The sequence below is a fragment of the Sphingosinicella microcystinivorans genome (assembly GCF_003634215.1).
GTDB classification, from domain to species: Bacteria; Pseudomonadota; Alphaproteobacteria; order Sphingomonadales; family Sphingomonadaceae; genus Sphingosinicella; species Sphingosinicella microcystinivorans.
The window spans coordinates 663297-678046 of the sequence record NZ_RBWX01000008.1; the positions used below are offsets into that span (position 1 = coordinate 663297).

The following is a 14750-nucleotide window of genomic DNA, read 5'->3' on the forward strand; positions in this document are numbered from 1 at the left end:
TAATACCGATACCTTAACTGTCCATGTAAACTGTGTTCGGCGCGTTTGCGCAACGGCTTCTTTCACAGCCGCTCCATCGACCAGAGGTCTTGTGCCCGATAGTCGCGGCCACTTAAGCGCAAGGTCTGCGTAATCGTGTGGTTCGTAGCCTCAAGATCAAAGCGCTCCGGGCCAACTTGCATCCGGCCCAGCTCTTTTTGTCCGCATGCCCTTCAGAATCCGTTCCGCCATGGCGCCGGGTTTGAGCGTGGGGGCGAGCCGGGTCCGGCTTCAGTCCATAAGCGCGGTAGGCTTGTTAACGAACACCTTGAGGGCGAAACTGCTCTGAATATGTGCGACCCCTTCCACCACGGTCAAGGCGTCCAGAAGCTCTCTGTAATGCGCGAGATCCCGGACTACTGCCCGTAAAAGATAGTCGGCCCCCCCGGTCATCAGGAACCCGCTCATGACCTCGGGGAACTTCGCCACGTGATCCTCGAAGCGGTCCAGCACCTCGCGAACCTGCCGTTCGAGCGTGACGGAGATGAAGACCACCATCGAGCCGGCCAGCCGCTCTTCATCCAGCCTTGCATGATAGCCTGTGATTATGCCGGCCTCCTCGAGCATGCGCACGCGCCGCAAGGTGGGCGTCAGCGACAGGCCGATTCTGTCCGCCAGCTCGCGCCATGAGATCCTGCCGTCCTCCGCAAGGGCTCGCAGTATCTTGCGATCAAACTGATCGAGATCGGGAACTTGGTTCATCACACTAATTTTATCGGCTTTGGCAGATCATACAATCCACAAAGTGCCAGAAATAGAGAAAGATTGGTAATATTTCCACGGATGAACGAGCTACAATGCCGATCGAGGAGATTTCGCATGCGGCAGACCCGGTCATTCACGCTGGAGAGTATCTACACCGCCGAAAGTGGGCCGGTCTTCATGAACGGCATCCAGGCACTGGTTCGTCTGCCGATGATGCAACGGCGCCTCGACCGTCAGCGTGGGCTCGGCACGGCCGGGCTCGTTTCGGGATATCGCGGCTCGCCGCTGGGCGCTTATGACCAGCAACTGTGGAAGGCCGAAGCCTGGCTCAAGCAGCATGACGTGACCTTTCAGCCCGGACTTAATGAAGATCTCGCCGCGACAGCCTTGTGGGGCGCGCAGATGCACAAGGCCTATGGTGCGACCACGGTCGATGGGGTCTTCGGGATATGGTATGGCAAGGGCAATGGCGTCGACCGGACCGGCGATGTGTTTCGCAACGCCAACATGCTCGGCACCTCTGCGTTGGGCGGGGTGCTCACCGTAGGCGGGGACGATCACGCAGCGCAATCCTCGATGTTCCCGCACCAGACCGACGGAATCTTCCAGGCGGTTCACATGCCGGTCCTCCAGCCGTCGAGCGTTGCAGAAATCCTTTCACTCGGGCTGACGGGTTTTGCTCTTTCGCGCTTCTGCGGCCTTTGGGTCGGCATGAAGACGATCGCGGAAGTGGTCGAAAGTGCCGCCAGCTTCGACCTTCCGGAAAGCTATCCCGACTTTATCGCCCCCGACCAACTTGTTCCGCCGCACGGGCTCAACTGGGATCCGCGCATCGAATGGCCGGCACAGCGCCACGAACTGGAGCGCCGACTCATCGAGGAACGACTGCCGGCAGCTGTCGGTTGGGCGACGGCCAACCGGGTCGACCGCCCGATCCTTTCCAGCACCCGAAAGACGCTCTGCATCGTCACGGTAGGAAAGGCGCACCAGGACGTTATGCAGGCTCTGACCAACCTTGGCATCGGCCCTGCCGAAGCGCAGGCGCTGGGACTTTCGTTCTACAAGGTGGCGATGAGCTGGCCACTTGCCAGCGAGCCGCTGATCGCCTTTGCGGGCGAGGCGCAGGAAATTCTCGTGGTGGAGGAGAAGGCGCCGACCGTCGAGAACCAAATCAAGGCGGCACTGTTCAACCGCCGAGGCAAACGCCCTGTCGTCACGGGAAAGGCCGACCCTGAAGGGCGCAGCTTGCTGCCGGTGGTGCTGGAATTCTCGCCGCTGATGCTCGCCCGCGTGATCGCCGACCGCCTTGGCCCGAGCGATGAAGGAATAGACATTGCCGCTCGCCTTGCAGCGGTGGAGGCCGCAGCCGAACGCAGACATGAGTCGCAGCTTCCAGCTCGCACGCCGTTCTTCTGTTCGGGCTGCCCGCACAACACCTCCACCCGCACACCGGGAGGCTCAATTAGCGGCGGAGGGATCGGTTGCCACGTGATGGCCCTGTCCCAGCCCGCCCTGAAAACGACGACGTTCAGCCAGATGGGCGGCGAAGGACTGCAATGGGTGGGCGCCGCGCCCTTTTCACGGACACCTCACGTCTTCCAGAACCTGGGGGATGGAACCTATCAGCACAGCGGTCTGCTGGCGATCCGCGCTGCCGTGGCGCTGGGGACCAACATAACCTTCAAAATCCTTTACAACGATGCGGTGGCGATGACAGGCGGGCAACCGGCCGAGGGATCTCTCGATCCTGCCGCGATTACCCGGCAGCTTGCTGCCGAAGGCGTCAAAGCAATCCATCTGATCAGCGACGAGCCGGGCAAGTGGGCCGGCAATCCGACCCTTGCCGCGGGCGTAAAGGTCTGCGGTCGCGAGAAGCTTGACACCGTCCAGCGGCACCTGCGCGAAGTTCCGGGCGTCACCGCGATTGTCTATGAACAGACCTGCGCGGCCGAAAAGCGGCGGCGCAGAAAGCAGGGCACGTTTCCCGATCCGGATCGCCGCCTGTTCATCAATCCCCGCGTCTGCGAGGGCTGCGGGGACTGTTCGGTCCAGTCCAACTGCATTTCAATCGAGCCGCTGGAGACGCCCGATGGCCGCAAGCGGGGCATCAACCAGTCAAGCTGCAACAAGGATTTCTCTTGCGTCAAAGGTTTCTGCCCGAGCTTTGTCGATGTCGCGGCTCCGGTTTTGCGCCAGCCTGACGCGGACCGGCTGACAACACTTGAACAGGACCTGATTCCCGGCTTGCCTGAAGTCCCTATCACTGCTCCAGCAGACGAGTACAATATCTATGTCGCCGGGATTGGCGGGCTCGGGGTGCTGACGGTCGGCGCTTTGCTGGGGGTCGCGGCCCATCTTGACGGGCTCAACTCGACAGTCCTCGACTTCACAGGCCTTGCGCAAAAGAACGGAGCCGTTGTCAGCCAGGTGCGCATATCGCCGGAGGGTCGGCCCCTTCATGCCGCGCGTATCGGTGCGGGGCAGACGGACCTGCTGCTGGGCACCGACCTTGTCGTGGCTGCATCGTCTGACTCGCTCGAAAAGCTCAACTCTCACCGGGCACGCGCAGTAATCAACCGCGAGGCCGTGCCGACTGCTGCCGTGGTCAGCGACCGCGACGCCTTGTTGCCGGCCGCCGCCATGGAGAAAGCTGTGGCCAAGGCCACGGGGGACCGAGCGATTTTCCTTGATGCGACCAGGCTAGCCGAAGGTCTGTTTGGCAACAATGTCGCGGCCAACACTCTAATGCTTGGCTATGCATGGCAAAATGGGCTGTTGCCGGTGTCGATCGACGCCCTCCGGAGCGCGATTGAGGCCAACGGTGCCGCCGTGACCCTCAACCTTCGCGCGTTGCAATGGGGCCGCCTTGCCGCGACCGACCCGGACCGGGTGGCGCAAATCGCTGGTGTGTTGACCGCCCCATTGCCGCCGGAACCAACGCCGACGATGATCGAACGCTATGCTGGCGAGCTGGCGTCCTATCAGGACGCGACCTATGCTCGAAAATATCGGGAGGCGATCGCAGCGGTGCAGGCGGCGGCAGCCGATCATGGCGAGACCGGAGATACGTTCCTTCGTGCCATCGCCAACAATGCCTACCGTCTCATGGCATACAAGGACGAATATGAAGTGGCACGGCTTTACGCCGACCCCGCCTTTCACAATGCCCTCTCCGGGCAGTTCGCCCAGACGGGCAAGATTTCGGTCTGGCTCGCGCCGCCGCTCCTGTCACCGGTCGATCCTGCGACCGGGCGCCCCAGAAAGCGCAAGTTCGGCCCGTGGGTGTTCACCGTTTTTGCCTTTCTCGCAAAGGGCAAGCGGTTGCGAGGAACAATGCTCGATCCGTTCGGCCATACCGCCGAGCGACGGACGGAGCGGGCGATCAGGGACCAATACCTCGCCAGCCTCGCGGACCTGTGCGCAGCCCTGCGGAGGGGCGAGGCGGACCACGCGATCGCTCTCGCCCGTCTGCCCGAGATGATCCGCGGCTTTGGTCCGGTCAAGGAACAGGCGATCGCCGCCTATCTCGCCGAACGCGCCGCCATCCTCGCTTCAAGCTCGGACACGTCGATCAGACATGCCGCTTGACAACCATGACGCAGAGTTGGCGCTGTTTCAGTCTGGTCGGCCGCGTCTGGTCCGCTAAAATCGCGCGGCAATCCGTTCGAACGCCTTCAGCGCCTCGTCGACATCCCCCTCGCTCAGGGCTGAGGACATTTGGGTACGGATCCTTGCCTTGCCGCGGGGTACGACGGGGAACGAAAAGGCGGTGACATAGACGCCTTCCTCCACCGCTGCCGCGGCGAAGCGCTGGGCCTTCTCCGCATCGTGGAACATGATCGGGATAATCGGGTGCTCGCCCGCAATGAGGTCGAAGCCGAGCGCATCAAGGCCCTGGCGAAAGCGCGCGGTGTTGCGCATCAGCCGCTCGCGCGCATCGCCGCGGCGCACCAGTTCCAGTGCCTTGATCCCGCCCGCTACGACCGGCGGGGCAAGAGTGTTCGAGAACAGATAGGGGCGCGAACGCTGGCGCAGCAGCGCCACCACCTCCCTCCGCGCCGAAGTATACCCGCCGCTGGCGCCGCCCAACGCCTTGCCGAGCGTGCCGGTGGTGATGTCCACCCGGTCCATGCAGCCGCGATATTCGTGCGTCCCGCGCCCGGTCGCCCCGAGAAATCCCGTCGCATGGCAATCGTCAAAGTGGACAAGCGCGCCGTATTTCTCGGCAAGATCGCAGATTTCATCGAGCCGCGCGATGTGGCCATCCATCGAGAACACACCATCGGTCGTGATCAGCTTGAAGCGAGCTCCTGCCGCCTCGGCCGCCTGCAACTGTACTTCGAGGTCGGCCATGTCATTGTTGCGGTAACGATAGCGCTGCGCCTTTGAAAGGCGGATGCCATCGATGATGCTGGCGTGGTTGAGTTCGTCCGAGATCACCGCATCCTCCGGCCCCAACAGGGTCTCAAACAGGCCGCCATTGGCATCGAAGCATGACGGGTAAAGGATGGTGTCTTCCATCTCCAGGAAATCAGACAGATCGGCTTCGAGCTGCTTATGGATGTCCTGTGTCCCGCAGATGAAGCGCACCGACGCCATGCCAAAGCCGCGCTGGTCGAGGGCATCGCGCGCGGCCGCCAGTACATCTGGATTGTTGGCAAGGCCGAGATAGTTGTTGGCGCACAGGTTGATGAGCGATCGCCCATTCACCTCGACCCGGGCGTCCTGCTGCGAGGCGATGTGGCGTTCGTTCTTGGTCAGGTTCTGCGCCTCGATCGCGTCGAGTTCTGCCTGCAGATGCGCCCGGAAATCACCAGACATCGCGTATCACTTTCTCTTCTGCGCTATCGCGTATTTGCTTGGCTGTACCTTGCGGCGAAGATCACACAAGCACGTCGCTGGCCGGCACGTAGACATGGCCGAGCGCTTCGGCGACGGCAGGATGGGTTACCTTGCCGGCGTGGACGTTTAGTCCTGCGGCAAGGTGCGGATCGGCGGCCAGCGCGGCCTCCCATCCCATGTCTGCGATCCTGAGAGCATGCGGCAGGGTGACGTTGTTGAGCGCATAGGTGCTGGTGCGCGCGACCGCGCCGGGCATATTGGCGACGCAGTAATGCACGATGTCATCGACCACATAGGTGGGCTCGGCATGGGTCGTCGGACGGCTCGTTTCGAAGCATCCCCCCTGGTCGATCGCTACATCCACCAGCACCGCACCGGCCTGCATGTCGCCCAGCATCGCGCGCGTGACGAGACGCGGCGCGGCGGCTCCGGGTATCAGCACAGCGCCGATGACCAGATCGGCGCCGCTCACCGCATCGTGCAGATTGGCGCTGTTAGAAAAGCGCGTCTTGGCGCGGCTTTCGAAGTGGGTTCCGACCCGTTCGAGCACTTCGGGATCACGGTCGAGGATGGTGACGTCAGCGCCCAGCCCGCAGGCCATCTGCGCGGCATTGAAGCCCACCACGCCGCCGCCAATGATCACCACCTTGCCTGGCATAACGCCGGGCACTCCGCCCAGCAGCACGCCGCGCCCGCCATGCGCCTTTTCGAGCGCGCTGGCCCCGGCCTGCACGCTCATCCGGCCTGCAACCTGGCTCATGGGTTTGAGCAGCGGCAGGGTGCGCCCCGGGCCGGTCACGGTTTCATAGGCGATCGCGGTCACGCCCGATGCAAGCAGGTCGGCGGTCTGATCAGGATCGGGGGCGAGGTGGAGGTAGGTGTAGAGGATCTGCCCTTCGCGCAGCCGCGGGCGTTCGGCGGCCTGCGGTTCCTTGACCTTCACCACCATCTCGCATTCGGCGAAGATCGCCTCCGGCCCGTCCACGATATGCGCACCCGCTTCGCGGTATTGCTCGTCGGTGGCGTCGATCCCCGCCCCGGCGCCGCTTTCGATCCACACCTCATGCCCGCGCATGACCAGTTCGCATGCGCTTTCGGGGGTCAGACCGACGCGATATTCGTGGTTCTTGATCTCGGCAGGGCATCCGATACGCATGGGCTTTGTCGTCCTTGTCGGGCTGGAGGAATGCAGTTCTTGATCGGGAGGCGCGGTCGGTTCAGGCAGCGACAGGCTCGAAGACGGCGGTGGCCGGGTTGGCGGTGAAATGACGGGCGAGGCTTTCGCTGTCCTCGGCCACCTGTTCGACACAGGCGATCAGGGTCTCAAGCTCCGCATCATCCATCAGCGGTGAGAAATTGACGCGCACGAAGCCGGGCTTGTCGAGCTCCGCACCATGCCGGATCGCCTGATGAATTGCCTGCGATTGCGCCTCGTCGATAGCGAGCAGGCGGTGGACATAGGGGCCAGCGCAGGCACAGCCGCCACGCGCCTGGATGCCGAAGCAGTCGCTCATGATGCGGGTGACAAGCTGGTGGTGGACCAGCTTGCCCTCGCCGTCGCGCATCCGGAACGAGACGATCGGCAGGTGTTCGTCCATGTCGCGGCCCAGCACCTCGATCCGCGAGTTAGCGCGCCAGCGGTCTAGGGCTTCACGGCACATCGAAGCGGCGCGGGTATCCAGCCCAGCCTCGGACATCTCCGCACGCACGATGCACGCCAGCGCGGTGCGGATATCGCCGATGACGTTGGGCGTGCCCGCTTCCTCGCGCGCGGCGAGATCGGCGAGGTAATCATGCCCGCCGGGCGAGACGAAGCTGACCGTGCCGCCGCCGGGGGCCGAGGGCTTGTCCAGCACCTCCGCATCGCGCCGCAACACCAGCACGCCCGATGATGCCGGCCCGCCGACGAACTTGTGCGGTGAGAATACCAGTGCATCGACATGCACGTCAGGTGCAGGCTGCATCTGCATCGTGATGTACGAGGCCGCCCCGGCATAGTCCCAGATCACCTTGCCGCCCGCCGCCTGCACCATGCGCGAGACGTCGGCGATCTCGGTCAGCGCACCCGTCACATTCGACCCGGCTGAGAAAGCGGCGACGATCCGGCGATCCGCGCCGCGTTCGAGATGCGCGGCAAGCGCCACACGGTCCGGCCCGCCCGCTGAATCTTCGGGCAGCTCGATCACCTCCGCGCCGCTTTCGCGCCATGGCAGCAGGTTGGAATGATGCTCATAGGGGCCGAGCAGGACCAGCGCCCGCTCCCCCGACGGCCCGCGCTGATCGACCCCGAACAGGCGCACGAGCTTCTGCAGGCCCGCCGTCGCCCCCGATCCGGCGAAGATCACCGCATCGTCTGCTCCCGCGCCGCAGAACTTCGCAACCTCGGCGCGTGCCACCCGGCGCAAAGCGTTGATCGAGCGCCCGCACCACGACGCCTGCGTGTGCGGGTTGGCATAGACCGGCAGGACGTGTTCGAGCACAAACTCCTCGATCTCGCGAAGCGCCCGGCCCGATGCTGCGTAATCGGCATAAAGCAGCGGCTGCGGTCCGACGGGGCCGTTGATCACCCTTCCCTTGCCGATGATCGACTGCGCCAGCGTGCCCTGCGCCAGCTTGGCGCGGATATCGGCGCGAAAGTCATGAAACAGGGCCTGAGCCTCGTCCGCGTCGGAGCAGGGGAGTGCGTTTGTCATGCACACTGTTTCCTCTAGTCAGCGCGGGATTTCATTACCGATTTTCAGCCTATTCGCGTAAGAGGCCGATCATATGACCACACAACCTTTCGAAATCGACCGGATTGATCGCAAGATCCTGATGGCGCTCCAGACCGACGCTTCCCTCAGCCAGCGCGCGCTCGCCGAAACGGTCGGCCTGTCGCAGAACGCCTGTTGGCGCAGGCTCCAGCGGTTGCAGTCCGAAGGCGTGCTGCGCGGCGAGCGGGCGGAGGTCGATCTGGCGCGGCTGGGGCTTGATCTGGTGGTCATCGTGATGATCAAGACCCCGCATCATTCCAAAGATTGGGCCATCGCTTTCAAAGACCACGTCAGCCGCATCCCCGGCGTGGTCGATCTCTACCGCATCGGCGGCGAGTGGGATTATCTCGTCAAGGTCGTCACTCAAGGGATCCGGGGTTACGACAGGTTCTACCAGCAACTGGTCGACGGGTTCGATCTGTCGGTGGTGACGGGGCATTTCGTTATGGAGGAAATGATCGCCGCAAGGCCGGTGCAACTGGTGTAAACCTTTTCGCGAAGGTCAGCCCTATTCCGCATTGGCGTGCAGCCACCGAAGTCCCCGCACATAAGCGGGAAGCACCGCGGTTCCGTGTGTTTCTTCGGGGATCGTCTCGTAGGTCGCGGAAATGCCGGGTCGCTTTGCCAGCATGTCTGCCATCTTCGCGCTGTCGGCGACGATATCGATATAGCCGCCCATGACATCGATGTAATGGCGCCAGACCTCTTGTTCCATGTAGCCGGCCCATTGCTGCTTGAACGCTTCGGCCGTTTCGAGCCCGCCTGCAGCGATGTAAATGCGTGCATCAATCGGATCGGTTTCGCTTCCGAACTTCTCGGCTCGGCTGAAGATATGAGACCGCTTCCACCAATACGACGATCCGACCGCAAGATACCGCCGGAACCGCCCCGGATCACTGAGAAGGGCGTGGGTCGCGAACAGACCACCGAGCGAATGGCCCAACAGCGTCCATTCCGACCGATTTACAGAAAATTGCTGCTCGATCGCAGGTTTCAATTCGTCGTTGATGAAAGACAGAAAAAGATCTGCTTCGCCCGAGGGCGGCGGGGCTTCTCCCCAGATCTGGCCGTAAGGTTCGTCCCATTCCGGCCAAGGAAGATAGGTCAGGTCCTGATTGCGAGCCAAACCTGGCTGCATCGGCCAATCGAGCAGATAGCCGATGGTAACGACCACCGCGGGCGGAAGGCCGCCCTCCATCGCCGGATAGCCGACCACCTGAACCACACTGCCCGCCGACATGTTGCCATCGGTTGCGACGACACCGTTCCAGCCGCTTTCCGGCGCGTCGCCCTTAGGGCTCGTGATCGTGACCAGAAAGGGACTTTCAATCCCACTGGGCTGGACCGTCCAGATGCGGGTGTTCGGAATGGTGTTGCTCGGTTCATCCGTGAGGATCTTCATCGAACCTGTCCTTGCTCAGTGAATGTGAGAATCAGCTGCCAGTGCAGCGCGCCAGCCGCGGGCATCGCCGCCGAAGGACACCACGCCTTTTGGGGTCGCGACATCGAGCCGCAGCCCCGGCTCTGGCTGGGCGATCACCGGCACCTCGATACCAAACTGGCGATAGAGCAACGCGAGCCTCTCCGCGTCCGGATGGAACGCTGTGAGGTGCGGGCTCGAGACTCCACCCGGCGATGTGGCCGAAGGATGCGGCGTCGCACCCCAATCGATGAAGAACGGCACCAATCCAGCAAAGTCGTGTCCTTCGAACATGAACGAGCGCCAGCGCAGCAGGGTGCCGTTGGCGGTCAGGCGCTGTCCGTCCATCCAGCGCACCTCCAGCCCGAGCGCGTCCCCCTGCGCGGCGACCGCCTCGATATCGGCGCATTGCAATGCGTAATCGATCACTTCGATTCCGCCGCGAGTGCCGCGCCTGTCTGCCCGCGCGATCAGTTCGATATAGGACGTGCCCATCGATACCAAAGCGTTGACCGAGCCATGATCGGGATGCGCGCCGCCCATCTGCGCCTCCACTCCGGTGAGGATGCCAAAACGGGTCATCGCCTGATCAAGCGTCGGTGCGAACAGCAGCACATGATCGAGCCGCAATGTCGGGCCCTCACCCATCGGAGTGTTCTCCTGCACCGGGCATCACGACATTGGCGGGCGGCATTGCCGCGTAACGCTGCCGAATTCTCGTCAGGCCTTCTTCGATGGCCGCACGGCTCAACAGGCTGCGACCATCAACGAGAACCGTGTCGATCTGCCGCGTGGCCGTGATGTCGGCGAGCGGATCGGTGTCGAGCACCACGAGATCGGCGATGCCGCCCTTGGCAACCATCCCGTCTGCCGAGTGGCCGCCGTGATAGATTGCCGCCTGACGGGTGGTGGCAAACAGAACCTCGCCGCGCGTCATCCCGGCTCCCTCGACCAGCATGTGGAACTCGTCGTGGAGCGCAAAGCCCTCGATCACGAAGGGATTGGGGAAGTCGGTGCCCGTCAGCACGCGGACGCCAGCCTGATGGGCAAGCCGTGTGGCCACACAGCCGAGTTCATAGGCTCGCGAGAAATACTGGTCCATGTTCGGGCTGCCCTTGATCGACATGAATAACGGGCTGTCCTCGGCCCACAGCGCGCGCTGGAGCGGGTTCATGTAGGCGATGTCGGGATGGCTGCGATCGAGGTTGGCGAATTCGTCAGCAGTTCGCTGAACCACCACTAGTGTCGCTTGCAGCCATGTCCCCGCCTCCGCCATGATGGCGGCGAGCCGCGCCATGCGCTGCTCGCTGGCGCGTTCGGGGCCGGTCTCATTGTAGAACAGTTCGGCCGCGTGGGCGATTCCGCCCTGGCCGCGCGCCACCGCAGCCGGAATCCCGACCTTTTCGGGGACGTGGCCCATCGCTCGGATCCCGTGCCGATCGAGCGCATCCATCAACCCGTGATAACCTTCGGCGGGAAGGCGGCTGTAGGGCTTGGCGAAGTCGTACCCCATTTCGGCAATGATATCGCCTGCACGTTCGCCTCCGGCGCGGTCGCCGACGACAAAGCTCATCAGCGGCGAATGCATCAGCGGCGCGCCATCGACCAGCGGGCTGCCGACGCTGAAGCGCGGGCCGACAAGGGTGCCCGACCGCACGCTATCGCGCATCCACAAGGTTTCGGGGCACCCGGCCATGATTTCCACGCGCGTGATGCCGTTCGCCAGAAGCTGGAACAGCATCAGGTCATAGGGCAGCACATAGGCGCTGCAATCGCCTCCATTATCCACCATCGGCGCGTAAGCCTGCGCCCAATTGACGGTGAAGATATGCGCGTGAATCTCGCTGAAGCCCGGCATCAGGGTCTTCCCGGTGCAATCGACCACCCGCGCCCCTTCGGGCAACGGCGATCCGGTCGGCGCGACACCGGCTATCAGCCTATCGCGCACCAGCACATCATGATGATCGAGCACCGCGCCATCACGCATCGTCAGCACGCGGGCGTTGCGGAAGACGACCGCCTGCCCGTCGCCGACCGGCTCGAACAGCCCGGCGGTAGGCGAACGGTCGGCGGAGCAATGGCCGCTCGTTTCCTTGGGCGTCATGTCCAGCAACGAAACCGGCTCCGCGCTGTCATCCCCGCCCGCAGAAGGCACTGCCATGCCGACCGTGGCATGGAACGGGCAGCACGCACCGGGACGGTCGCGGTGGTGGTGGTGGTGCTCCGTTTGCCCGCAATTGTGCGCCATGCGACCTTCCTCTCAGACCAAAGAGCGGATGCTGCCAGTTGCTGCCACTCCCGCAAGGGAGACTGTTCAGAAACGTCCGATTGCATAAGTGCCACGCCTGCCGCGACAGTTGCCGCCAGCGCGGGCCTATCCCCTACCGAGCTTGCGCGCCGCATTCTCGGCGAGTGGCTCCAATGCCTTGCGATCAACCTTGTGGGTTCCGCCCACCGGGAGCGCATCCAGCAGCACCACGGCGCGGGGGTGGGCATAGGCTGGGCCGTGTTCGAGGGTGAAGCGCTTAACGTCCTCGGGATCGCACTGCGCGCCTTCGGCCGCGACGACGAAGGCGATCGGGATTGCGCCCTTGATCGGATCGGACGCAGGCAGGACCGCTGCCTGCAACACCGCAGGGTGCCGCTCGATCAGCTTCTCGACCTCGCCGGGATAGATGTTCTCGCCGCCGCACACGAACATGTCGTCGGCCCGCCCGACGAAGTGGAAGAAGCCGTCACTGTCGCGGCGCACGATGTCGCCGGTGTCGTACCAGCCATCACTCAGGCGGCTGGCCGTCACATCGGGAAGATTGAGATAGCGCGCGAAGACGGCGGGCGTGCGGGTCACGAGCCGACCTTCGCTTTCGCTCCCGTCCTCCAGCCGCCATTCGACATCGGGATAGGGAAAGCCGAGCGCCAGCGGCGGACGCGGCAACCCGCCGGGATGCGGGCCGAACATTGCCGGTCCGCACTCGGTCGTGCCATAGCTGTTGCGAACCTCGGCGTGCGGGAAGATGTCCTTGACCCGCACGATCAGCGGCTGCGTGAGGGGGGCGGAGCCGATCAGCACGCTCTTAACGCTGGAGAAGTCGAGCCGTTCGATCAGGTCGCTCTCACGCGCCATCATCGCGAACATGGTGGGGATGCCGCTCAGCATGGTGCAGCGTTCCTGCGCGGCCAGTTCGAGGAAGCCGCGGGGATCGAAGCCCGGCAGCGAGTATGCCCGCCACCCCAGCGCCAGCGCGACGGTGGTGAAGAACAGCCCGTTCATGTGATAGGCCGGGGCAACAATGATGGTGCGCTCCATCGCATCGCCGCTCGCCGCCAAGAACCGCTTCAAGGCCCACATCTGCCCGTGATGGTCGAGCGCGACGCCCTTGGGCCGTCCTGTCGATCCGGACGTGTAGAGGATCTCGCATTCCTCGCCAGCCTCGGGCACGACCGGCGCGATCGGCGCAGCGCGGCCCAGGGCGGCAAAGTCGTCACCGGCGAGGTCGATGCGCGGCAGGCCATCGGGGAGCAGATGCGCAAACTCCGCGTCGCACAGCACAGCCTTGCAGGCCGCATCGCTAAGCATAAAGGCGATGGTGTCCGCCGGCATCCGCCAACTGAGCGGCACGGCCACCAGCCCCGCCTGCATCAGCGCCAGATAGGATTGCGTGAACGCAAGCCCGTTGCGCGCAAGAATGGCGACGCGCGTGCCCCGGGCAAAGCGCCCCGCGAACCCGCCCGCCAGCGCAGCCACGGCTGTAGCCAGTTCGGGCAGCGCCGCCACCCTTCCAGCAGGCGGTTCGCTCGCCATGTCGACATAGGCGCCGTCTGTGGCGACGTCCGCGATGCGGATGATGTCGCCCAGATTGCCACTGGCGAACCGCTCGCTCACGGCCGGATCAGCACCTTGCCGACCACTTCGCGGTCCTCCAGCAGCCGTTCGGCCTCGGCGGTCTCTTCGAGCGGGAAGACACGGTCGATGATCGGATCGAGTTTGCCTGCGGCGATCAGATCGAGCAGCGCGACGAGGTCGCTCTGCGCCCATCCGTCCGACCCGATCATGTGGTGTTCGAAAGACCACAGGTAACGCATGTCGATGCCGACGTCGTAGCCCGCCGTCGCCCCGCAACTGACGATGCGACCGCCCAAAGTGACGCAGCGCTGAGTCTCCTTCATGGTGTCGCCGCCGGTGAAGTTCACCGCCAGGTCAACCCCGCCGCCGCCGGTCACGCGCGGCTTGCCGTAGATCGCCTTGACTCCGTCGAGGATGGTGCCGGTGGCGTAGTTGATCCCGTGGTCGGCGCCGAAATCCTTGAGCCGCGCGAGCTTGCTGTCGCTGCTGGCGCAGGCGATCACCTCCGCCCCTACCATCTTGGCAAGCTGCACGCAGGCCGCGCCCACGCCGCCCGAAGCGCCGAGCACCAGCACCTTGTCGCCTTCGGCAACCCGCCCTTGCGTCATCATCATCCGGTAGGCGGTGCCATAGGCCAGCGGCAACGCGGCGGCCTGTTCGAGCGTCACACCGTCCGGGATCGCAACCAGCTGCGCCGTGCCGACGGCAATATGGCTCGCGCGGCCGCCGTCCACCGTCTCGCCGATCATGCCGAAAGCGCCTTCGCGCAACACCGGATCGATCAGCACCCGATCACCGATCGACCAGCCTTCCACGCCGGATCCGACCGCGCTGATCGTGCCGGCAATGTCCGAACCGACCACCACCGGCAGTTTCAGCTTGATCCCCGGCATCCCGCGGCGGGTGAAGATGTCATGAAAGTTGACCGCGCACGCGGCGATTTCGACCACAACCTGCCCCGCACCCGCAACCGGATCGGGCCAGTCCTCGACGATCTTGATCGTCTCGCGGCCGCCGTGGGCGGTTGTGATCGCTGCTTTCATTGTCTCATCCCGTATGTTGGGATTGAAAAGAAAGGGAAAATCGTTTCATTAAAAGCTGTTACTGACCTTGCGAGGGGGAGGACCTCGCGCTCCACACGACGCAG

At 63.9% G+C, this 14750-nt stretch carries 11 protein-coding genes; 2 read left to right on the top strand and 9 right to left on the bottom strand.

Going from position 1 to position 14750, the window contains the following annotated elements:
* Window positions 1-270: 270 nt before the first annotated feature.
* Window positions 271-741, bottom strand: a complete 471-nt coding sequence (locus tag DFR51_RS12290) for an Lrp/AsnC family transcriptional regulator (protein ID WP_121051481.1) — start codon at window positions 739-741, stop codon at window positions 271-273.
* A gap of 117 nt (window positions 742-858) precedes the next feature.
* Between DFR51_RS12290 and DFR51_RS12295 the strand changes: the two genes are divergently transcribed.
* On the top strand, window positions 859-4332 hold the full coding sequence (locus tag DFR51_RS12295) for an indolepyruvate ferredoxin oxidoreductase family protein (RefSeq protein ID WP_121051483.1): 3474 nt from the start codon (window positions 859-861) through the stop codon (window positions 4330-4332).
* 54 nt (window positions 4333-4386) lie between these two features.
* Here the strand turns inward: DFR51_RS12295 and kbl are convergent, their stop codons facing one another.
* The 3 genes from kbl to DFR51_RS12310 all read right to left on the bottom strand — a co-directional run bounded on the left by kbl (window position 4387) and on the right by DFR51_RS12310 (window position 8279).
* Window positions 4387-5565, bottom strand: a complete 1179-nt coding sequence (kbl, locus tag DFR51_RS12300) for a glycine C-acetyltransferase (protein ID WP_121051485.1) — start codon at window positions 5563-5565, stop codon at window positions 4387-4389.
* Window positions 5566-5626: 61 nt separating this feature from the next.
* The gene (gene ald, locus DFR51_RS12305) at window positions 5627-6742 is read right to left on the bottom strand and encodes an alanine dehydrogenase (protein WP_121051487.1); all 1116 of its coding nucleotides are present in this window, start codon (window positions 6740-6742) and stop codon (window positions 5627-5629) included.
* A 61-nt stretch (window positions 6743-6803) separates the two neighbouring features.
* On the bottom strand, window positions 6804-8279 hold the full coding sequence (locus DFR51_RS12310; protein WP_121051489.1) for an aminotransferase class V-fold PLP-dependent enzyme: 1476 nt from the start codon (window positions 8277-8279) through the stop codon (window positions 6804-6806).
* 73 nt (window positions 8280-8352) lie between these two features.
* Here DFR51_RS12310 and DFR51_RS12315 point away from each other — a divergent pair, with 73 nt between their 5' ends.
* Window positions 8353-8826, top strand: a complete 474-nt coding sequence (locus DFR51_RS12315; protein ID WP_121051491.1) for an Lrp/AsnC family transcriptional regulator — start codon at window positions 8353-8355, stop codon at window positions 8824-8826.
* A 21-nt stretch (window positions 8827-8847) separates the two neighbouring features.
* On the opposite strand, the gene DFR51_RS12320 is transcribed toward DFR51_RS12315, so the two are convergent.
* The 5 genes from DFR51_RS12320 to DFR51_RS12340 all read right to left on the bottom strand — a co-directional run bounded on the left by DFR51_RS12320 (window position 8848) and on the right by DFR51_RS12340 (window position 14646).
* Entirely contained in the window at window positions 8848-9741 is an 894-nt protein-coding gene (locus DFR51_RS12320; RefSeq protein WP_121051493.1) for an alpha/beta hydrolase, read from the bottom strand.
* 15 nt (window positions 9742-9756) lie between these two features.
* Entirely contained in the window at window positions 9757-10407 is a 651-nt protein-coding gene (locus DFR51_RS12325) for a VOC family protein (protein ID WP_121051495.1), read from the bottom strand.
* A complete protein-coding gene (locus tag DFR51_RS12330) occupies window positions 10400-12007 on the bottom strand; it encodes an amidohydrolase family protein (protein WP_121051497.1) in 1608 nt (535 codons plus the stop codon). Before DFR51_RS12330 ends, DFR51_RS12325 begins: the two co-directional genes overlap by 8 nt.
* Before the next feature lie 126 nt (window positions 12008-12133).
* Window positions 12134-13642: a class I adenylate-forming enzyme family protein gene (locus DFR51_RS12335; protein ID WP_121051499.1), complete on the bottom strand. Its 1509-nt coding sequence runs from the start codon at window positions 13640-13642 to the stop codon at window positions 12134-12136.
* Window positions 13639-14646 carry a zinc-binding dehydrogenase gene (locus DFR51_RS12340; protein ID WP_121051501.1) on the bottom strand — a complete coding sequence of 336 codons (1008 nt, stop codon included), beginning with the start codon at window positions 14644-14646 and terminating at the stop codon, window positions 13639-13641. The genes DFR51_RS12335 and DFR51_RS12340 overlap by 4 nt, the downstream gene beginning before the upstream one ends.
* Between the last annotated feature and the right edge of the window lie 104 nt (window positions 14647-14750).

Coding starts and splice junctions, on each gene's coding strand:
- DFR51_RS12290 (WP_121051481.1), bottom strand. CDS start 741: ATGAACCAAGTTCCCGATCTCGATCAGTTTGATCGCAAGATACTGCGA.
- DFR51_RS12295 (WP_121051483.1), top strand. CDS start 859: ATGCGGCAGACCCGGTCATTCACGCTGGAGAGTATCTACACCGCCGAA.
- kbl (WP_121051485.1), bottom strand. CDS start 5,565: ATGTCTGGTGATTTCCGGGCGCATCTGCAGGCAGAACTCGACGCGATC.
- ald (WP_121051487.1), bottom strand. CDS start 6,742: ATGCGTATCGGATGCCCTGCCGAGATCAAGAACCACGAATATCGCGTC.
- DFR51_RS12310 (WP_121051489.1), bottom strand. CDS start 8,279: ATGACAAACGCACTCCCCTGCTCCGACGCGGACGAGGCTCAGGCCCTG.
- DFR51_RS12315 (WP_121051491.1), top strand. CDS start 8,353: ATGACCACACAACCTTTCGAAATCGACCGGATTGATCGCAAGATCCTG.
- DFR51_RS12320 (WP_121051493.1), bottom strand. CDS start 9,741: ATGAAGATCCTCACGGATGAACCGAGCAACACCATTCCGAACACCCGC.
- DFR51_RS12325 (WP_121051495.1), bottom strand. CDS start 10,407: ATGGGTGAGGGCCCGACATTGCGGCTCGATCATGTGCTGCTGTTCGCA.
- DFR51_RS12330 (WP_121051497.1), bottom strand. CDS start 12,007: ATGGCGCACAATTGCGGGCAAACGGAGCACCACCACCACCACCGCGAC.
- DFR51_RS12340 (WP_121051501.1), bottom strand. CDS start 14,646: ATGAAAGCAGCGATCACAACCGCCCACGGCGGCCGCGAGACGATCAAG.